Genomic DNA, 18869 nt, shown 5'->3' with positions numbered 1-18869 from the left:
GGCATAAGCACTATCCTCCAGAAAATGACTTCGCCTGCGAGCCGGTCATTTTCTGGAGGATAGTGCTTAGCAAACCAAAACGGCTGAAGCCTTATACCAGCTACAAGCTGGTGGGTTTACTCCAAAGGTGAGACACTAAATGCAGCGTCGAGATGTTGTTCGTGCATTCCATCATTTTTCAAAAGGCTGAGATAAAAACTGCAATATTCCAATACGTATCTGTGACTCTTGTTTCTCTCTTGAGATACAGCGCGCACGGCCTTCTCAAAATATCGTCTTGCTCCTTCATAGTCGCCTTCCATGAGCCTTATTTGACCACCCAAAGCGACATGACGTGCCTGATCGCTCTCTTCAAACTTCGAGTAGTATTTTTTTGCCAATTCGACGTCGTCTTTTCGACAAGCCACCACCGCCTTTGCCACTGCGAATGGTTCAGCCACCGCACGCCAGATTTTAGTTATCATGCTGGCCGTTTATCAAAACAAAAACCTCCATCAGTGAACAAGTCGCAGATTGTGTTAGCCAAGTTGCATTTGTCAACAACCATGAAAGTATCCGCTCCTACGCCTAAATTGAACAATAGCGTTGCGGAAGCAATTCAAACCGGCACCGCCGTCTCATACTTAATCCGCTCCATCGCAAAGCTCGCCGACACGTCGGACAAGGGCACCGCCTTGATCAGTTTCTTGTAGACCCGGTCATAATCGGCAACATCGCGGACCAGCAATTTGAGCATATAATCGACCTCCCCCGCCATCCGGTAGAATTCCACCACTTCCTCGATTGCCGAGGCCGCTGCAGCAAATTTTTCCAGCCATTTGTCGCTATGATCGCTGGTCCGCACGGCGACAAACACGGTCATGCTGAGCCCGACCGCCTCGGGATCGACAATCGCCACCCGGCGCGCGATAATCCCGTCCGCCTCCATCCGCTTGATCCGCCGCCAGCAGGCATTGGTCGACAGGCTGAGCTGGGCCGCGAGATTTTCCAGCGACAGGCTGGCATCGCGCTGCAAGGCTTTCAGGATATTCCGGTCATTATCATCAATATTTTTTGTTTCTTTGCTCATAAATAGAAGATTATCACATATTATGAGCATTATCACCAAATATTGACAAGGATTTCCCACGCCCCCGCCATCATAAGTGAATGCAGATGATGACAGGGGAAGATGACATGCTGGATACTGTAGGCCGGGCACGCAAGGACAAGCTGCTATCGCTTTCGGCTCTGATCGGCAACACCCCGACGATCAGGATTCAGGCGCGCTGCGAAGGGCAGGACGTCACCGTCTACGCCAAGGCGGAAATGTTCAACCTCTCCGGCAGCATCAAGGACCGGATGGCGCTGGCGATCCTGCAGGACGCAATGCGGCGGGGCGAACTGCTCCCCGGTCAGAATATTGTCGAGGCGACCAGCGGCAACAGCGGCATCTCCTTTGCCGCCATTGGCTGCGCGCTTGGCCATCCGGTCACCATTTTCATGCCCGACTGGGTCAGCGCTGAACGGCGCGCGATGCTGGCCATCTACGGCGCCGACGTGCGCCTGATCTCCCGCGAGCAGGGCGGCTTTCTCGGCTGCATGGCGGCGGCGGAGGAGCTGGGCCAGCAGGGCGCTTATATGCCGCGCCAGTTTTCCAATCCGGTCAACGCAGACGAACATGCCGATGGCACCGGCCCCGAACTCTGGCAACAGGTGGCATCAGACGGCGGCACACTGGGCGGCTTTGTCGCCGGTGTCGGCACCGGCGGCACGGTAATGGGCATGGGTCGCTATCTCAAGGGCCGCGACCAGAGCATCGCCGTCCATCCGGTGGAACCGATTGAATCGCCGACCCTGTCGGTCGGCCACAAATGCGGCCAGCACCGGGTCCAGGGCCTGTCGGATGAATTCATCCCGGCGATCCTCAACCTGTCCGAACTGGACGGGGTGATCGGCGTCAGCGACGGCGACGCGATCCTGATGGCGCAGAAGCTCGGCCAGGAATTGGGTCTCGGCGTCGGCATTTCCAGCGGCATCAATCTGGTCGCCGCCATTCGCCTCGCGCTGCGCCAGCCCGTGGCAGCGGACGGCACGCGCAAAGCGGTTGCGACGATATTCGCCGACAGCAACAGCAAATATCTGTCCACTGATCTGGCGAAGACCGAACCTTGCCGCGACTGCTATCTGACTCCCACAGTCGAACTGCTGGACATGCAGACTATCCGCTGAGCGCCGCTATATTGCGCTCGTCCGCTGTCGTGACATCCACCGCCAGGCCGATCAGATCGGTATCTTCCGGTGCATCGGGCAGCACGCCGATCGCTGGTAGCCCCTGCTCGTCCTCCAGCCACAGGCTCGCTGCACCGCGGCTGGCCTTGCCATAAGGCATGGCGTAGCTTCTGATCACCGCCTTGCCGGAAAAGAAATGGTCCGCTTTGACATGATCCGGCTTGGCAATCCGCACCGGCGCCGCGATCCGGTCCGGTGACCAGCCGCCGGCCACCGGCTGCGCGGCATAGATGCCGACCGATTCTTTATTGATCACCCCGCCATTGGCCGAGATCATCCCCGGCTTGCTGCCATCCTTGCGCAAGGCCTCGACCAGCGCGACCATGCCGTGCGCACTATAGCTGTTGCCGGGACCGCCGAAAAAGCTCAGCCCGCCGGTCAGCGTATAGGAAGACCGCGGCCGGTCCGGCGATCCCAGCGCATCCATCGCCAGCGACACCGCCACCGGGAAACAGCTGTAGATATCGATCGGTCCCAGATCCGCCGCGTCCAGCTCGGCCAGTTCCAGCGCCTTGGGAAAGGCGACCTGCATCGCCGGCGAGACCGACAGATCGTCCTGGAGGCTCATTAACGGTACGCTCGCATCGGAGCCACTGTGCAGATAGATCATCCTGTCTTCGGCAATGCCCAGTTCGGCGGCATGGCCCGCGGTGGTCAATATCACCGCCGCGCCCAGTTCCACCGCATCCTGCGCGACCATCCACCGCCGATAGGGATCATTGAGCCGGTAATTGCCATGATCGTCGGACAGCAATTCCGCCGCCGTCCAGTCGCGGGCAAATTGGGCATGTTTGCGGGTCAGCGAGACCCCGGCAAAGGCCTCCCACAGCTCGGCCATGCTCTGCGCATAGCTGTCACGATCCATGCCAAGCCGCGCCCGCCGGGCGTTTTCAACGATACCGTAGGCCATCGGCATGTTGATGATTCCCTGCCGCCATTCATAGGCGGTCAGCATCTTGTCCTCGTCGGTCCTGAGATCGGTCATTGCGCGGGTCGCCGGCTGGCTCCAGTCCAGTTCGTGACCGCTGCGCCGGGCCCGCTTGACCGTGCCCATATTCTCGGCGCTGGACAGGACCACAGCCTTATATTCGCCATCATGAACCTGGCAGGCGAGCTTGTTGAGATGCTTTTGCGGGCTCTGGCCCCCGACATCGCCATAGAGCAGGGTAGCGGGATCAAGACCCGAGGCTGTCGCCACCGCCTCGGGATGATTTTCCGGCGAGCCGAAGTCATGCGGCAGGCCGCTGTCGTGGAACAGGCGGATCGACAACAGGCAGTCAATCGACGCAGCCAGTTTTTCCCCCGCACCGCTGTCTGCCAGCGCCTCTCTGATCGCTGCGGAAGCCAGATCCACGGTCGACGGCCATTCAATCCCCTGCGATTGTTTCAGTTTCTGCCCGCTTGCCTCGCCGACGCCGACCAGCACCGGCGCCATGGGATCTGTCAAAGCCATTGGTAATTCCCTCAAAATAAACAGTTCATCAATCGGTTAAAACTGATAACAGACGGCTAAATCTATGCACCTAATAATTTGAGGACTTTTGAATGAGCGGATGGCCAAAGCTGAATTGGGACACGGAACCGACGGGCCCACTGAAGGGATTGAAGATCGTCGACATGTCGACCGTTGTGCTGGGACCCTTTGCCACCCTCAATTTCGCCGACATGGGGGCAGACGTCATCAAGATCGAAAATGGCGAAGGAAAATTCGCCGGCGACATGATGCGCCACGCCGGCGACAGCCCGACCGGCGACCTCGGGCCGATCTTTGCCTCGCTCAACCGCAACAAGAAATCGATCACGCTCAACGGCAAGGATGAAGACGACAAGGCGGTCATTCTCGAACTGCTCAAGCATGCCGACGTGTTTTTTCACAATGTCCGGCTGGCCGGGATGGCAAGACTGGGTCTGGATTATGAAAACGTCAAGGCGGTCAATCCGGGTATCGTTTATGTCCATTGCGCCGGTTTCGGACAAGGCGGGGAATATGAAAAAAGGCAGGCCTATGACGACCTGATCCAGTGCGCCTCCGGCTTTGCCAGCCTGTTCGAGATGCGCGGCGACAGCGGTCGTCCGCTCTACATGCCGTCACTGGTCGCCGACAAGACCATCGGCCTGTTCGCGGTCAACGCGACGCTGGCGGCGATGTATCACAAGGAGAAGACCGGCGAAGGGCAATTTGTCCAGGTACCGATGTTCGAAGCCTTTACCTGGTTCAACATGGTCGAAAACCTCTGGGGCGAGACGTTCATTCCCGGCAACGGGAAAATGGCCTATACACGGTCAATCAACCCCAATCGCAAACCCTATCCAACCAAGGACGGCTATATCGGCCTGGTTCCCTATAGCGACGCGCAATGGGAGAAATTCTTTGAACTCGGGGGCAAACCGGGCGTATTCCAGGAGCCGCGCTTCGCGACCTATTCGGAGCGAACCAAAAATATCACCGACCTCTATGCGTTGATCGAGGAAATCGCCTCGACCAAAACCACCGACGAGTGGCTGCCCTTGCTCGACGAGCATAATATTCCGGCCATGCGCTACAACAAGATTGCCGATGTGCTCGACGATCCGCATCTGCAGCAGGTCGGATTTTGGCAGGAACGGGAAGGCGAAAAAATGGGCAAATACCGAACGATCAAACACCCGGTTCATTATTCCGCCAGCCCGGCGAATATCTTTGCCGACCCGCCGACCCTGGGTGCGGACAACGACGAAATACGCGGCGCGCTGGGCATGCCCGCCAACGATGAATAGAAAAATAGCAGGACAGGAACCGCTCGATGAATTTTGATTTCTCAGACGACCAGAAATTTCTTCGCGATGAAGCGCGCAAGTTTCTCGAGGCCCAGTGCACCATGGCACATGTCCGGGAGGTACTCGATGATGACAGCAAGAGCCATCATGAAGGCGTCTGGCAGAAAATCGTTGAGATGGGCTGGCTCGGGGCCGCCATTCCCGAAGAATATGGCGGGCTGGGTCTGGGCATGCTCGAGCTTTGCGTGATTGCCGAGGAACTGGGCCGGACACTGGCACCGGTTCCATACGGTTCATCGGCCTTTTTCTTTGCCGAAGCCCTGAAACTGGCGGGCAGCGAAGAACAGAAACTTGCTCTGTTGCCCAAAGTCGCTGATGGCAGCCTGATCGGCTGCATCGCGGTCAGCGAGGGGCCGGGCAAGATTGCCGCTGGCACGATTGCCACCCGGCTGAATGCAGGCACCATTTCGGGCAAGAAGATTCCGGTAACCGATGGTGATATCGCCACCCACGCGATCGTGCTGGTCAAAGATGGCAGCGGCGCCAGCCTGGTCATCGTCGACCTCAACCAGAGCGGCGTATCGCGGAAACCGGTCAAGACGCTGGAACCGACGCGCAGCCATGCGGCGATCAGCTTTGACGGTGCATCGGCAGAATTGCTCGGCGAAGCGGGCAACGGCATGCCGCTCCTCGACCAGATCAACGACCGGGCAGCGGTACTGCTGGCCTTTGAACAATTGGGCGGTGCGTCGCGCTGTCTGGAAATGGCCAGCGCCTATGCCAAGGAGCGGCAAGCCTTCGGCCGCGCCATTGGCGGCTATCAGGCGATCAAGCACAAGCTCGCCGACATGTATGTGAAGAATGAAGTCGCGCGCTCCAACGCCTATTATGGCGCATGGGCGCTGTCGAGCAATGCCGCGGAACTGCCCGAAGCGGCAGCAGCGGCGCGGGTCGCGGCATCGGAAGCCTTCTGGTTTGCCTCCAAGGAAAATATCCAGACCCACGGCGGCATGGGCTTCACCTGGGAGGTGGATTGCCATCTCTTCTACCGCCGCGCCAAATTGCTGGCGGTACAGGCCGGCAGCCCGGCGGTCTGGAAAGAGAAACTGGTCGCCGCGCTTGAAGCGAAAAATGATTGAGAGGAATTGAGCATGGATTTCAATGATACCCCCGAAGAAGCAGAATTTCGCGCCGAGGCCCGGGCTTTTCTTTCGCAGAATCTGACGGCCAAGACACCGGGCGCGTTGCGCTCTGGCGGTCGGGAAGATTTTCTCGCCCGCGCCAAGGCCTGGCAGAAGATCAAGGCCGAAGGCGGATTTGCCCAGATAACCTGGCCCAAGGAAATGGGCGGTCGCGGCGGTACCGTGATGCAGCAGGTGATCTGGGGTCAGGAAGAAGCCAAGTTTGACGCGCCCACCGGTCCCTTTGCCATCGGCCTCGGCATGTGCGTGCCGACGGTGATTGCCTTTGGCTCGGACGAGCACAAGCAGCGCTATGTCCAGAAAGCGCTGAAGGGTGAGGAAGTCTGGTGCCAGCTGTTCTCCGAACCGGCCGCCGGATCCGATGTTGCCGGTCTCAAGACCAAAGCGGTCAAGGATGGCGACGATTGGGTAATAAATGGTCAGAAAGTGTGGACTTCCGGCGCCCATTATTCCGACTATGGCATCCTGCTGGTCCGCACCGATCCCCATGTGCCGAAGCACAAGGGCCTGACCATGTTCATCGTCGACATGAAACAGCAAGGCGTTGACGTACGACCGATCCATCAGGCTTCGGGTGGCAGCGAGTTTAACGAAGTCTATTTCACCGATGTCCGCATTCCCGATGCCGACCGGCTTGGCGAACCCGGCATGGGCTGGAAAGTGGCGCTGGTTACATTGATGAACGAGCGGCTTGCGGTGGGCGGCTCGCCCGGTCCCGACTGGAAGGAAATCATGGACTATGCGCGTTCCGCCGGCACCCTGTCGAATCAGGCCTTCCGCGAGAAACTGGCCGACTGGTATGTCGCAGCCCAGGGCTACAGGCTGACCAAATTCCGTACCCAGACCGCTCTGTCTCGTGGCGAAACGCCCGGGCCGGAAAATGCGATCGGCAAAATCATCAACGCCAATCATCTGCAGGATATCTGCAACAGCGCGATCGAGATGCAGGATCATTTCGGGCTGATCGTCGACAAGGACGAAGCGCCCTCCGATGCAATTTTCCAGGAGAGCTTTTTGTGGGCGCCGGGGCTGCGCATTGCCGGGGGTACCGATGAGATATTGAAGAATATTATCGCCGAACGGGTACTCGGCCTGCCGCAGGATGTGCGAGTCGACAAGGACAAGACCTTCGCCGAAATGAACTAGGAGCCCGAATAATGTCTGATCTTCCCGTCCATGTCGTCGCCAATTTCACCGTGCAGGACGCGGCGAAATATCGCGAATATGAAAAGGGGTTTTTCCCGATCCTGAAAAAACATGGCGGGGAGTTCATCACCTTTGACGACGGCAGCGTAACCTTCGAAGGCGCGGCACCGCCCGAAGGCCGGGTGGTCTTGTTCAGATTCCCCAGTGAAGCCGCCGCCACCGCATGGTATCATGATTCCGATTATCAGGCTTTGTCCGAGCACCGCCGCGCCGGGACCACGTTGAATTTTCTCACGATGGTGCACAGCCTTCCACCGAGAAAATAGGCGGCGATCATAAATCCGCTTGCAGCAGCCGCAGAAAAACTTGCGTGATCGGTGCGATTGCAAATGTTACCAGACGTGCGAACCGAAAAAAGGAAAATTTCCCATGACCGCAGACCTGCCCGACTACACGCCGCCAAAAGTCTGGAAATGGGACAAGGAAAATGGCGGCCGCTTTGCCAATATCAACCGCCCGATAGCCGGGCCGACGAAAGAGGTGGAACTGCCGATCGGCAAACACCCGCTGCAGCTCTATTCCATGGCCACGCCGAATGGCGTCAAGGTCACGGTAATGCTGGAAGAGCTTCTGGCGCTCGGCCACAAGGGCGCGGAATATGATGCCTATTATATCAATATCAGCGAGGGTGATCAGTTCGGCAGCGGTTTTGTCGATATCAATCCGAACAGCAAAATCCCGACGTTGATGGACCATAGCACCGACACACCGACGCGGCTGTTCGAATCCGGTTCGATCCTGCTGTATCTCGCCGAGAAATTCGGTGAATTTCTGCCGAGCGATCACGCCAAGCGCACAGAAGCGCTCAACTGGCTATTCTGGCAAATGGGCAGCGCTCCCTATCTCGGCGGCGGCTTTGGCCATTTTTATGCCTATGCCCCGGTCAAGATCGAATATTGCATCGACCGCTTTGCGATGGAGGTCAAACGCCAGCTCGACGTGCTCGACCGCCATCTCGCCGACAATGAATATATGGCAGGCGACGAATATAGCATCGCCGATATCGCGATCTGGCCCTGGTATGGCGCGCTGGTCAAGAATGTCGTCTATGAAGCGGCAGAATTTCTCGACACCGCATCCTACAAGAATATGAACCGCTGGACCGACATGATTGGTGAGCGCCCTGCCGTTCAGCGCGGGAAGATGGTCAACCGCGCCTGGGGTGATCTTGAAGGCCAGCTGCGCGAACGGCACGACGCCAGCGATTTCCAACTACGCACGCAGGACAAGCTCGAACCGGAAGGCGAAGCGGCGGAATAATGGACGAAATTTGCTCTTCGATATCCCCGCTTCCTGGATCGGTGAACGCTTTGCTCGATAGGTTCGATACACCAGCGCCATGATCGCCTTGGACGCAAAGAAGGAGAAAGCTTTCCGATCCGATGGGGACAAGGCATTGGAAATAGTTGACTTGGAAATCCGCAGTAAATGGGACGCCAAATACGTATAACTATTCTAGATCATTCCCGCGTCAGGCTCGCATAGACGCGGCTAAGGAAGCTCGGCAGCATCATTTCATTGGCCTGAAATTCGGTATCGAATTCCGCTGTTGGTTTCACCGCCATGATCTCCAGCAGCGATTTGTCATCGTCGATCAGCGCTTGCACGCGACCCTGAATGATGGTCAGCACTTCGATATAGCGCGCCAGCTTAGTGCGGTCTGTGACCGGTCCGTGTCCGGGGATGATTTTTGTATCATCATCAATCGCGTCGTGGACGGCCTGGCAAAAGGCGATCATTCCAGCAAGGTCGCCGCCATTGTCGGCGTCAATGAACGGATAGCCGCTGTTGTTGAACACATCGCCCATATGGACCGCGTTCACACCGCGAAAGATGACCGCCGTATCGCCGGCGGTATGGGCGGGACCGATGTGCAGTAGCTCGATCTTCTGATCGTTGATGTGAAACTGCATCGTCGTGTCAAAAGTGATATCGGACAAGGCGTGTTGGGGAAACGCTTTCTGCTCGGTGGCAAAGGGTCCAAAGTTGACGATTTGATCGCCGAGCATTTTGTCGCGACTGTTTGACTGCGAAACGATCCAGCTGCCTTCTTTGCCGAGCGTCAGATTGCCGTCGGCATGATCAAAATGCCAGTGGGTGTTGATCACGAAATCGACCTTGTCGCTGCCGACGCCTTTCAACGCCGCCTTGATCTTCGGCATCAGTTGCGGGAACTGGTCATCGACAATCAACGTGCCATCCCCGCCGACGGAAACCGCGATATTGCCGCCCAGACCAAACAGGACATAGAAGCCTTCGGCCAATTTTTCGGTCTTGATCTCGGTCTTGTCAAAATCCCAGCCAAAAGCTTTGTACATTTGATCCGCCGTCATCAATGGACCAGGCGAGACCGGCTCTGCTGGTGTCGATTGCTGCGGCTGCACGCCATGCGCCAGCGCCGGGGAGTGTAATGAAAACGCCAGCGCCAGTCCCAATAGTCCCATCGCTTTGTTCATCCGTTCCCCCCGTCTTCGCTTGATTATTATTTCAAAATGCCGGCCATGATCAGATCGACCGTCTGTTCGCGATAGGCATCGCGCATCCGTTCGTCGAAATCCTCGCGGCCATAGCAATATTTCCAGACCAGCTTGCCGGTGAAGAAGCGATCTGCCGCACCGGTAACGGCGGAATAGAAGAGGTCGGGATCGACCTCGCGGAACACGCCGGACTTGATGCCTTCGCCGACAAAAATCTTGTAGGCTTCGGACAGCGGCTTCAGATATTTGTCCGCGATCTTGCGCGCGCCTTCCGGCGGCAATTCGCGAATCAGCCGCATGGTCAGCCGGTTGAGATAGGGAAATTCATAATAGGTATCGATCACCGCGCCGATATGGTGGCGCAGCTTGTCTTCCGGCGGCCAGTCCTTCTTGATCAGCAGGCCGACCTGGACCAGAATATTGTCCATGTCACGCTCCAGAATCGCCTCGAGCAGACCGTCCTTGTTGCCGAAATAATATTTCACCAGTGCGCTGTTGAGGCCGGACAGGACGGATAGCTCGCTGAACGAAATATCGATCGTGTCGCCTTTGCGCATGATCTCGCTGGCGGTTTCGATCAGCTTGTCGCGCGCGCCTGCTTCATTCTCCTTGGCCACCAATTTATCGACGCCCATCTAAATTCTCTCCCGTGCACAACGTCACTATTTTGTCACTTATAAACAGGTTCTTTCCACCATGGGAAGCTGTCTGGCAAGTCGCTGGACACTTTGTCGGGATAGTTGGGGCTGCGCTTCTCCAGAAAGCTCGCGATACCCTCTTTTGCATCGGCAGATTTCGCCCGATTATAGATGATCCGGCTGTCGACCTTATGCGCTTCCATCGGATGGTCGGCGGTGGGCAGTTGCCACAGCATCTGCCGGGTTACCGCTATCGATACCGGTGCTGTGTTGTCGACAATCTCCCGTGCCAGCGCATAAGCGGCCGGCAGCAGCTCCTCCGGCTTGTGCAGCGACCGGACCAGCCCGCCCTTGAGCGCTTCCTCGGCGTCGAATACCCGGCCGGTAAGACACCATTCGAGCGCCTGCGCCCGGCCGACCAGATTCGGCAGGAACCAGCTGGCCGCACCATCGGGGGCAATGCCGCGCCGAGCAAAGACGAAGCCGAAGCGCGCCGTCTCGCTGGCCAGCCTCATGTCCATCGGTAGCAGCATCGTCGCACCGACACCCACGGCAACACCATTGATCGCACCGATGACCGGCTTCAGGCATTGATAGATGCGCAGGATCAGCAGCCCGCCCCCGTCACGAACCCGCGGATCGGAATAATCCTCGACCGGCTCGTCGCTGGCAAACGGCTTTTTGCCGTCGTCCGGAGTCAGATCGGCACCGGCGCAAAAGGCGCGCTCGCCGGCTCCGGTAACCACCACCGCCCGCACCTCATCATCGGCGTCGATCCGGTCAAAGGCATCGGTCATTTCCCTGATGATCGTCCCGGTAAAGGCGTTCATCTTTTCCGGCCGGTTGATCGTGATCGTCGCGATCTGGTCGGTGACATCATAGAGGATCTGGGTGTAGTCGGTCATGCGAGTCTCCTGGGGATACAAAAAGGGCCGCGAAACGCTCGCAGCCCTTCCGGTTTGATGATCAGCGCGGCGCCATCCGGATGCCGCCGTCGAGCCGCACATCTTCGCCGTTGAAATATTGCGTTTCAATCATGCACATGGCGAGCGCGGCATATTCGTCCGGCTGACCCAGACGTGGTGGATGGGGCACCATTGCGCCAAGCGCGTCGCGCACATTTTGCGGCGCACCTGCAAGCAGCGGTGTATCGAAGATGCCGGGCAGGATGGTGTTGACGCGAATGCCTTCACGGGACAGATCGCGAGCGATCGGCAGGGTCATGCCAACCACACCGCCCTTGGAAGCGGCATAAGCCGCCTGACCAATCTGGCCGTCTTCTGCGGCCACCGACGCCGTATTGACCATGGCACCGCGATCGCCGTCTTCCAGCGGGTCGAGGGTCAGCATGCCGGCCGCCGATTTGGCGATGCAGCGGAAGGTACCGACCAGATTCACCTGGATGACGAAATTGAAGGCATCCATTGGGAAATGCTTGATCGAGCCATCTTCCTTGGAACGGCTGGCCGTCTTGATCGCATTGCCGATGCCGGCACAATTGACCAGGATTCGCTCCTGGCCATTGGCAGCGCGGGCCTTTTCAAATCCTGCATCGACACTGTCATCGTCGGTGACATTGACCTTGCAGAAAACCCCGCCCAGTTCGCTGGCCAGGGCTTCACCCTTTTCCTCATTGAGATCGAACAGCGCGACCTTGACGCCCTTGGCGGCCAGACGGCGCGCAGTTGCTGCGCCCAGACCGGAAGCACCACCGGTGATGACGGCTGATATATTGCTATTGAGTTCCATATATTTGTCTTTCTTCTAAAATTAACCGAGCCGCTCGATGATCGTGACATTGGCCTGGCCGCCGCCTTCGCACATCGTTTGCAAGCCATATTTTGATCCGCGGGCTTCCATAGCGTTGAGCAAGGTTGCCATCAGCTTGGTGCCCGATGCACCGAGCGGGTGGCCGAGAGCAATTGCGCCGCCGTTGACGTTGATCTTGTCACGGTCCGCGCCGACATGCTTCAGCCAGGCGAGCGGCACAGGAGCGAACGCCTCGTTCACTTCATAAAGATCGATGTCGCCCATCTTCATGCCGGCCCGCTGCAATGCGCGGTCGGTTGCGAACAGGGGTTCTTCCAGCATGATTACCGGATCACCGGCAGTCACCGTCAGATTGACGATCCGCGCACGCGGGGTGAGGCCATGATCCTTGAGCGCCTGTTCCGAGCAGATCAGCACCGCACTGGAACCATCGCAGATCTGGCTGGCGTTGGCAGCGGTAATCGCGCCGCCTTCCTGCAGCAGCTTGACCGCGCCGATGCTTTCCATCGTGGCGTCAAAACGGATGCCCTCATCCACCTTGTGCTGTTCATTGCCTTCGGCCGTTTCAATTTCAACCGGGACGATTTCATTGTCAAAAGCACCGGATTCGACCGCCTTGATCGCCTTTTGGTGGCTTTCCAGGGCAAATTCGTCCAGATCCTGTCGAGTGAAGCCATGCTTCTTGACCAGCATTTCGGCACCCATGAACTGGCTGAACTGGATGCCGGGATAGGCCTTTTTGAGTCCTTCCGACATGTTGGTTCCGAGTCCGGCGTCCTTGAACAATTTGAAGGTGGAACCCATCGGAACGCGGGTCATGCTCTCGATGCCATGCGCCAGCACCATATCCTGTGTGCCTGACATGACGCCCTGTGCGGCGAACTGAATCGATTGCTGCGAGGACCCGCATTGCCGGTCGATCGAAACCGAGGGGATGCTGTCGGGCAAGCGGGAGGCCAGAACCGCATTGCGTCCTACATCGCCGCTTTGTTCGCCACCCTGCATGACGCAGCCGGTGATCACGTCTTCGATAGCAGCGGCATCAAAATCATTGCGGTCGGCGATCGCGTTCAAGGTTGCCGCCCCCAGATCCACCGGATGCACGCCTGCCAAACGGCCGCCGCGACGGCCACCAGCGGTACGAACCGCATCAACGATATAGGCTTCTGCCATAGTCTTATTCCTTTGATTGGTTGAGAGAGAAAAATTTAACTGACCGGTTAAACCGCACCAGCGCCAGGGTCAAACGAAAAAGCCGGCCATCACAATAGTGATAACCGGCTTTTTCCCATCATCGCATGCCGGACTCAGGCAGGCACATTGTCTCTTTTGACCGTGATCACCTGTGGATAGGTGAATTCAAGCAGACCTTCCTTGCCATATTCGGCGCCAAAGCCGGACTGCTTATGTCCGCCAAACGGCGCGAAAGGCGAGAGGTGGAGAAATTCATTCACCCAGACGGTGCCGGTTTCAAGCTGTTCGGCAACGCGGACGCCTTCATCGGCATCGGCGGTCCATACAGCGCCGGCCAGTCCATATTCGCTGGCATTGGCGCGGCTGATCGCTTCGTCCGTGGTGCTGAATTTCATCAGCGGCATAACCGGTCCGAATTGCTCTTCCGCCACGATCCGCGCATCTTCCGGCGGATTGTCGAGGATGGTGATCGGCACATAATATCCCGGAATGCTTTCATCCTGGGCATCGCCACCGACGAGGAACTTATAGCCATTGTCCTTGGCATCCTTGATCAGTTCCAGCACCCGCTCATATTGCTTCTTGTTCTGGATCGGACCGACCGCCGTGCCCTGTTGCGAGCCGTCGCCGACCTTCACATTCTTGGCATAAGCGGCAATGGCGGCGCTCAGGTCGTCATAAATATCCTCATGGATATAGATGCGTTTCGCGGCAACACAGATTTGGCCGGCGTTGGTAAAGCTCGACCAGAACAGCTGTTCCGCGACCTTTTCGACATTGGCGTCGGGCAGCACGATCGAGGCATCATTGCCCCCGAGTTCCAGCGTGATCCGCTTGAGATCCTTGGATGCGCCTTCCATGATCTTCTTGCCGGTGGCGGTCGAGCCGGTGAAGGTGATCTTGTCGATATCGGGATGGCCGGTAATCAGCGGCCCGAGGCTGTCCTCGCCGGTGATGATATTGACGACGCCCGGAGGGGCCACATCCTTGATCAGCTCGGCCAGACGCAAAGTGGTCTAAGGCGTGAACGGCGAAGGCTTGAGCACGATCGTGCAACCGGACAATAGCGCGGGGGCAATTTTCTGCACCGCCATCATCACCGGGAAATTCCATGGCACGATACCGCCAACGACGCCAACCGGCACACGGCGGGTGCGGCTGAGGCGCTGCTCGGTGTCCTCGTTGATTTCGTCTTCCAGTTCGAGCGTCGCCTGGGACCCCGCCATATAGGCAGCGCCGGCGATTTCACCTTGCGCCTGGGCATGGGGCTTGCCCTGCTCTGCGGTCAGCAGACGGAACAGCTCGTCATTATTCTCGTTGATTACAGCGGCGATCGCCTGCACCACCTGGCGGCGCTCATCGATCGGCTTTTTCGACCAGGTCTTGAATGCGGCGCGGGCGGCCGCAACCGCCTGATCCAGTTCGGCTGCACCACAAGCGGGCACCTGGCCGATCACTTCTTCATTGGCCGGGTTCACAACATCCAGCATTTGCGAGGTGGTGACCATCTCGCCATTGATCAAATTCTTATATTGGGTAACCATGATGCTCTCCTTTAGGGTCTGCCGTTTCTTTATATTTGAGTCGCTTATAGTGGATTACAAGGCTTTGCGCGCCATTCATTTTGATAGACGATAGCGGATCGGCAGGGTCTTGAGGCCGCCGACGAAAGTCGACTTGGCGCGGACCGGTTCTCCGGCCAGTTCCAGCGTTTCGATCCGGTCGAGCAATTCGTTGAACAAAATCTTCATTTCCATCCGCGCCATGTGGAGCCCCAGACATTGATGCGCTCCGGCACCAAATGCCAGATGCCGGTTGGGCGATCGCGACGCGTCAAATTTGCGCGGTTCGGGGAAGATGTCCGGATCATGATTGGCGGCAATATAGCTGATCATCAGCCAGTCATCCTTGGCGATCTTCTGTCCGCCAAGCTCGGTGTCTTCCGCGGCCGTGCGCATGAAATGCTGCACCGGCGTGGTCCAGCGGATCGCTTCCTCGACAATGCCGGGAAGCAGAGAGCGGTCGGCCTTGAGCCGCGCAAATTGCTCGGGGTCGCGGGCCAGTGCCATCATCGCGCCTGCTGTCGATGCCGAGGTCGTGTCATGTCCCGCCGCCGCCAGAATGATATAATAGCCCGCCATATCGCGATCGCTGAGATGCGCGCCATCGACTTTCGCATTGGCGATCACGCTCGCCACATCATCGGTCGGATTGGCGCGTTTCTCCTGGGTCAGCTTGGCAAAATAGGCCTCGAAGTCGGCCACCGCGCCGACCACCAGCTGCATGATCTGCTCCGGCGTCATATTGGCCATGCCGGACTTGTTGAGATCTTCGTCCTGGCCGCCAAACATCTGCTGGGTGAGAAACAGCATGCGTTGCTCGTCCGCTTCCGGCACGCCCAATATCTGCATCACCACATGCAGCGGATAGGGCGCAGAAACCAGCGGCACAAAATCGGCCTCACCGCCGGCATCAACCAGCCGGTCAACCGTGGCCTTGGCAAGCGCCCTGATTTCGTCCTCCATCTGCCCGATATTCTTGGGCATGAACCAGTCCTGGGTCAGCCGGCGATATTTGGGATGGGTCGGCGCATCGAGGGCGACCAGCGAACGCACCAGATTGGGATCGCCGCCGGTGATCGATTTCACGAAGGCCCCACTGTTCTTGTCACTGAAGGTCACACTGCGCGGACTGTTGAGGAACAGCTTGTTGTCCTTGCTGATCCGCATCACGTCATCATAGCTGGTGACCAGCCAGAAGGGATCGTGGACGTCGTCATTGACCACCCGTACCACCGGCGTTTCGCTGCGAAGCCTGTCGAACCGGTCGAGCAACGCATCCCAGTCGACATAATTGGCCGGATCGATAACCGCCTGTGCGTCCGCGCCGGTCAAGACAGGTTCCGCTTGCGTTGCCATCAGACGGTCTCACTTCCCTGCTTGCCCCAATATTCGTCACGCAGCAGCCTTTTGTAGAGCTTGCCGGTGGCGTGTCGCGGCAGTTCGGCCCGAAAGTCGATCCGCCGCGGGATCTTGATCCCGGAGAGCGACTGGCGTAGATAGGATTCCAGCTCCTGGGCCAGTTCCTCTCCCGCCGCGGCCATATCCATGGGCTGGACTACGGCAACAACCTTTTCGCCCATGTCCTCGTCCGGTGCGCCGATCACGGCTGCGTCGGCAACCTTGTCGTGGGAGACCAGCAGATTCTCGATTTCCTGCGGATAGATATTCACCCCGCCAGAGATGATCATGAAGCTCTTGCGGTCGGTCAGATAGAGAAATCCGTCCTCGTCGAGCTTTCCGACATCACCAAGGGAAGTCCAGCCCTTTTCATGGGTCGCCGCCTTGGTCTTCTCCGGATCATTATGATATTCGAACTTGGAACCGCTCTCGAAATAGATCTGGCCTTCCTCGCCGACCGGTACTTCCTCGCCATTTTCATCGCAGATGTGAACCACGCAATTGATCGGCTGGCCGACCGTTCCCTTGTGCGCCAGCCAGCCTTCGCTGTTGCAGAAGACAAAGCCATTGCCCTCGGTTCCGGCATAATATTCGTTGAGCACCGGCCCCCACCATTCGATCATCGCTTCCTTGATCGGCACCGGTACCGGCGCGGCGGCATGGACCGCGCTCTTGATCGAGGACACGTCGTATTTGCTGCGGATCTCTTCCGGCAGCTTGAGCATCCGGACAAAATGGGTCGGCACCCACTGGCCGACATCGCACCGATATTTCTCTACCAGCTGCAGCGCATGCTCGGGGTCGAATTTCTCCATGACCACGCTGGTCCCGCCCAGCGCCTGCACCGCGATGTTCCAGCGTAGCGGCGCAGCATGATAGAGCGGTGCCGGAGAGAGATAGACGCAGTCCTTGTGAAAACCGAAAATCGCCTCGGCCAGACCCGCAATGCCATTGGGTCCGGCGATATCTTCGTCGAGCGGCAACGGCAATTTCACCCCTTTGGGCTGGCCGGTGGTACCCGACGAATAGAGCATGTCAACGCCGGCCCGCTCGTCGGCAATGGGCCCGTCCGGCATCGATGCCAGCGCCGCTTCAATATTCCGCTCGTCGTCGGCACCATATATCAGCTGCTCGACATCGGGATTCAAGGCGCGCACCTGATCAATTACGGGTAACATCTTCTGTGAACTGATCAGCAGCTTGGCACCCGAATCCTTCAGAATATAGCTGACTTCGTCGGCGGTCAGGCGGCTGGAAATCGCGACCTGAAACAGGCCGGATCGCTGCGATCCCCAGGTGACCGGAAAAAATTGCGGATGATTTTCCATGCAGACGGCGACGGTATCACCGATCTGAAGGCCGCGGCTGCGATAGAGCTGGGCGATCCGGTTCGACAGCCTGTCCAGTTCCGCATAAGTGATGATTTCCCCCGAACTTGCCATGATCACGGCTGGCTTGTCGGGATTTTCCTTAGCGTGGACGGAAGGATGCATAATCTGGCGTTCTCCAAGTGATCGATCGCCTGACAGGGCGATTCGCGTTCCCGGCACCATGGTTTAATCGGACAGTTAAATCAATCGATACTCACATCAAGGGGCGATAGCAGGCAGCAATAGTCCTAATTCTCCACATAGATATCCACAGGCACAGCCAAATCGGCAAATATCCGGCCGATCGGTGCCATGCTGGTCGCACCCTGTTCGATTTCCTGTTCGAGCATCGCCTGGCTGGCAGCACCCTTGAGCAATACCACCACGGTGCGCGCTTCGCAGATCGCGGCCTTGGTGATCGTCACCAGCGGCGTGTCGCCATCATCGGGGAGCAGGCCGACGGCTTTCTTGTCCGCCGAGCCATCCAGCGCCTCTTCCATATCGCCGCTTTCCCGGATGCCGGCGGTGCTGCCGTCGGCACCCATGCCGAGCAGGACCAGATCGGGTGGCCATTTTGTATCGCGCAGCCGCGCATCGGCTGCGGCACCGGCCATATGATAATCCTCATGCTCCGGCGCCAGCGGCAGCACGCGTGCCCCGCGGGTCAGAAAGAGACCCGCCAGTTTCTTCACATGGCTACGCGGATCGTCGAGCGGCACCAGCAGATCATCGGTCGGAATGATCGTGACATATTTCCACTTGATCGGCTTTTCCGCGAGGGCCTCCAGCACCGGCATGGCATCATCGCTGGCCGGCAGCGCAAGCAGGGCATCGCCGCGCGCATCAAGCGCGCTTTCGATGATGAACTGAAGATCACCCGCTACGGCCGCGACCATTTCGGCTGGATCGTCAAAATCCCACCATTCCAGCATGGACTCGTCTTCCTCCGGAATTTCATCTCCGTCAAAATTTTCCAGCGCGTCTTCTAATTTGCTCATAGTCTTTCCAATTGTTCGCTCACCCG

17 protein-coding genes and 1 pseudogene are annotated in these 18869 nt (G+C 58.1%); 6 read left to right on the top strand and 12 right to left on the bottom strand.

The features are described from left to right. Positions 1–116 precede the first annotated feature (116 nt). Both ACEW8J_RS04005 and ACEW8J_RS04000 read right to left on the bottom strand, forming a co-directional pair. Complete coding sequence (locus tag ACEW8J_RS04005) at positions 117–464, bottom strand: hypothetical protein (protein WP_373490345.1); 348 nt, start codon at positions 462–464, stop codon at positions 117–119. A gap of 134 nt (positions 465–598) precedes the next feature. Continuing rightward, a complete protein-coding gene (locus tag ACEW8J_RS04000; RefSeq protein WP_373490344.1) occupies positions 599–1069 on the bottom strand; it encodes an Lrp/AsnC family transcriptional regulator in 471 nt (156 codons plus the stop codon). A gap of 107 nt (positions 1070–1176) precedes the next feature. On the opposite strand from ACEW8J_RS04000, the gene ACEW8J_RS03995 reads away from it, so the two are divergent. Beyond that, entirely contained in the window at positions 1177–2211 is a 1035-nt protein-coding gene (locus ACEW8J_RS03995; protein ID WP_373490343.1) for a PLP-dependent cysteine synthase family protein, read from the top strand. On the opposite strand, the gene ACEW8J_RS03990 is transcribed toward ACEW8J_RS03995, so the two are convergent. Continuing rightward, positions 2201–3724 (bottom strand): hypothetical protein, encoded by a 1524-nt coding sequence (locus tag ACEW8J_RS03990; RefSeq protein WP_373490342.1) that lies wholly within the window; start codon positions 3722–3724, stop codon positions 2201–2203. The two genes, ACEW8J_RS03995 and ACEW8J_RS03990, sit on opposite strands and share 11 nt — an antisense overlap. A gap of 92 nt (positions 3725–3816) precedes the next feature. On the opposite strand from ACEW8J_RS03990, the gene ACEW8J_RS03985 reads away from it, so the two are divergent. The 5 genes from ACEW8J_RS03985 to yghU all read left to right on the top strand — a co-directional run bounded on the left by ACEW8J_RS03985 (position 3817) and on the right by yghU (position 8696). Further along, complete coding sequence (locus ACEW8J_RS03985; RefSeq protein WP_373490341.1) at positions 3817–5028, top strand: CaiB/BaiF CoA transferase family protein; 1212 nt, start codon at positions 3817–3819, stop codon at positions 5026–5028. Between the two features lie 26 nt (positions 5029–5054). Further along, on the top strand, positions 5055–6167 hold the full coding sequence (locus ACEW8J_RS03980) for an acyl-CoA dehydrogenase family protein (protein WP_373490340.1): 1113 nt from the start codon (positions 5055–5057) through the stop codon (positions 6165–6167). A 12-nt stretch (positions 6168–6179) separates the two neighbouring features. Continuing rightward, a complete protein-coding gene (locus ACEW8J_RS03975; RefSeq protein ID WP_373490339.1) occupies positions 6180–7376 on the top strand; it encodes an acyl-CoA dehydrogenase family protein in 1197 nt (398 codons plus the stop codon). An 11-nt stretch (positions 7377–7387) separates the two neighbouring features. Beyond that, a complete protein-coding gene (locus tag ACEW8J_RS03970; protein WP_373490338.1) occupies positions 7388–7702 on the top strand; it encodes a DUF1330 domain-containing protein in 315 nt (104 codons plus the stop codon). 103 nt (positions 7703–7805) lie between these two features. Beyond that, positions 7806–8696, top strand: a complete 891-nt coding sequence (yghU, locus tag ACEW8J_RS03965; protein WP_373490337.1) for a glutathione-dependent disulfide-bond oxidoreductase — start codon at positions 7806–7808, stop codon at positions 8694–8696. Between the two features lie 200 nt (positions 8697–8896). On the opposite strand, the gene ACEW8J_RS03960 is transcribed toward yghU, so the two are convergent. The 9 genes and pseudogenes from ACEW8J_RS03960 to ACEW8J_RS03920 all read right to left on the bottom strand — a co-directional run bounded on the left by ACEW8J_RS03960 (position 8897) and on the right by ACEW8J_RS03920 (position 18843). Then, the gene (locus ACEW8J_RS03960) at positions 8897–9892 is read right to left on the bottom strand and encodes an MBL fold metallo-hydrolase (protein WP_373490336.1); all 996 of its coding nucleotides are present in this window, start codon (positions 9890–9892) and stop codon (positions 8897–8899) included. 26 nt (positions 9893–9918) lie between these two features. After that, on the bottom strand, positions 9919–10548 hold the full coding sequence (locus ACEW8J_RS03955; protein WP_373490335.1) for a TetR family transcriptional regulator: 630 nt from the start codon (positions 10546–10548) through the stop codon (positions 9919–9921). 35 nt (positions 10549–10583) lie between these two features. Next, positions 10584–11456 (bottom strand): crotonase/enoyl-CoA hydratase family protein, encoded by an 873-nt coding sequence (locus ACEW8J_RS03950; RefSeq protein ID WP_373490334.1) that lies wholly within the window; start codon positions 11454–11456, stop codon positions 10584–10586. A gap of 61 nt (positions 11457–11517) precedes the next feature. Continuing rightward, positions 11518–12300: an SDR family NAD(P)-dependent oxidoreductase gene (locus tag ACEW8J_RS03945; RefSeq protein ID WP_373490333.1), complete on the bottom strand. Its 783-nt coding sequence runs from the start codon at positions 12298–12300 to the stop codon at positions 11518–11520. Positions 12301–12321: 21 nt separating this feature from the next. Beyond that, positions 12322–13494 carry an acetyl-CoA C-acetyltransferase gene (locus ACEW8J_RS03940; protein ID WP_373490332.1) on the bottom strand — a complete coding sequence of 391 codons (1173 nt, stop codon included), beginning with the start codon at positions 13492–13494 and terminating at the stop codon, positions 12322–12324. Positions 13495–13628: 134 nt separating this feature from the next. Then, positions 13629–15059, bottom strand: a pseudogene (locus ACEW8J_RS03935) (aldehyde dehydrogenase family protein). A gap of 75 nt (positions 15060–15134) precedes the next feature. After that, positions 15135–16433, bottom strand: coding sequence for a cytochrome P450 (locus ACEW8J_RS03930; RefSeq protein ID WP_373490331.1), 1299 nt, complete (start codon positions 16431–16433; stop codon positions 15135–15137). Next, positions 16433–17968, bottom strand: a complete 1536-nt coding sequence (locus tag ACEW8J_RS03925) for an acyl-CoA synthetase (RefSeq protein WP_373490330.1) — start codon at positions 17966–17968, stop codon at positions 16433–16435. The genes ACEW8J_RS03930 and ACEW8J_RS03925 overlap by 1 nt, the downstream gene beginning before the upstream one ends. A gap of 125 nt (positions 17969–18093) precedes the next feature. Next, positions 18094–18843 carry a 6-phosphogluconolactonase gene (locus ACEW8J_RS03920; protein WP_373490329.1) on the bottom strand — a complete coding sequence of 250 codons (750 nt, stop codon included), beginning with the start codon at positions 18841–18843 and terminating at the stop codon, positions 18094–18096. Between the last annotated feature and the right edge of the window lie 26 nt (positions 18844–18869).

Origin of the sequence: Parasphingorhabdus sp. (assembly GCF_041748495.1) — a bacterium.
Lineage (GTDB): Bacteria > Pseudomonadota > Alphaproteobacteria > Sphingomonadales > Sphingomonadaceae > Parasphingorhabdus.
This window is presented reverse-complemented; position numbering and strand designations above follow the sequence as displayed.

What these genes read in the sequence shown, in the direction of transcription:
- ACEW8J_RS04005 (WP_373490345.1), bottom strand. Translation starts at nt 464, where the DNA reads ATGATAACTAAAATCTGGCGTGCGGTGGCTGAACCATTCGCAGTGGCA.
- ACEW8J_RS04000 (WP_373490344.1), bottom strand. Translation starts at nt 1,069, where the DNA reads ATGAGCAAAGAAACAAAAAATATTGATGATAATGACCGGAATATCCTG.
- ACEW8J_RS03995 (WP_373490343.1), top strand. Translation starts at nt 1,177, where the DNA reads ATGCTGGATACTGTAGGCCGGGCACGCAAGGACAAGCTGCTATCGCTT.
- ACEW8J_RS03990 (WP_373490342.1), bottom strand. Translation starts at nt 3,724, where the DNA reads ATGGCTTTGACAGATCCCATGGCGCCGGTGCTGGTCGGCGTCGGCGAG.
- ACEW8J_RS03985 (WP_373490341.1), top strand. Translation starts at nt 3,817, where the DNA reads ATGAGCGGATGGCCAAAGCTGAATTGGGACACGGAACCGACGGGCCCA.
- ACEW8J_RS03980 (WP_373490340.1), top strand. Translation starts at nt 5,055, where the DNA reads ATGAATTTTGATTTCTCAGACGACCAGAAATTTCTTCGCGATGAAGCG.
- ACEW8J_RS03975 (WP_373490339.1), top strand. Translation starts at nt 6,180, where the DNA reads ATGGATTTCAATGATACCCCCGAAGAAGCAGAATTTCGCGCCGAGGCC.
- ACEW8J_RS03970 (WP_373490338.1), top strand. Translation starts at nt 7,388, where the DNA reads ATGTCTGATCTTCCCGTCCATGTCGTCGCCAATTTCACCGTGCAGGAC.
- yghU (WP_373490337.1), top strand. Translation starts at nt 7,806, where the DNA reads ATGACCGCAGACCTGCCCGACTACACGCCGCCAAAAGTCTGGAAATGG.
- ACEW8J_RS03960 (WP_373490336.1), bottom strand. Translation starts at nt 9,892, where the DNA reads ATGAACAAAGCGATGGGACTATTGGGACTGGCGCTGGCGTTTTCATTA.
- ACEW8J_RS03955 (WP_373490335.1), bottom strand. Translation starts at nt 10,548, where the DNA reads ATGGGCGTCGATAAATTGGTGGCCAAGGAGAATGAAGCAGGCGCGCGC.
- ACEW8J_RS03950 (WP_373490334.1), bottom strand. Translation starts at nt 11,456, where the DNA reads ATGACCGACTACACCCAGATCCTCTATGATGTCACCGACCAGATCGCG.
- ACEW8J_RS03945 (WP_373490333.1), bottom strand. Translation starts at nt 12,300, where the DNA reads ATGGAACTCAATAGCAATATATCAGCCGTCATCACCGGTGGTGCTTCC.
- ACEW8J_RS03940 (WP_373490332.1), bottom strand. Translation starts at nt 13,494, where the DNA reads ATGGCAGAAGCCTATATCGTTGATGCGGTTCGTACCGCTGGTGGCCGT.
- ACEW8J_RS03930 (WP_373490331.1), bottom strand. Translation starts at nt 16,433, where the DNA reads ATGGCAACGCAAGCGGAACCTGTCTTGACCGGCGCGGACGCACAGGCG.
- ACEW8J_RS03925 (WP_373490330.1), bottom strand. Translation starts at nt 17,968, where the DNA reads ATGCATCCTTCCGTCCACGCTAAGGAAAATCCCGACAAGCCAGCCGTG.
- ACEW8J_RS03920 (WP_373490329.1), bottom strand. Translation starts at nt 18,843, where the DNA reads ATGAGCAAATTAGAAGACGCGCTGGAAAATTTTGACGGAGATGAAATT.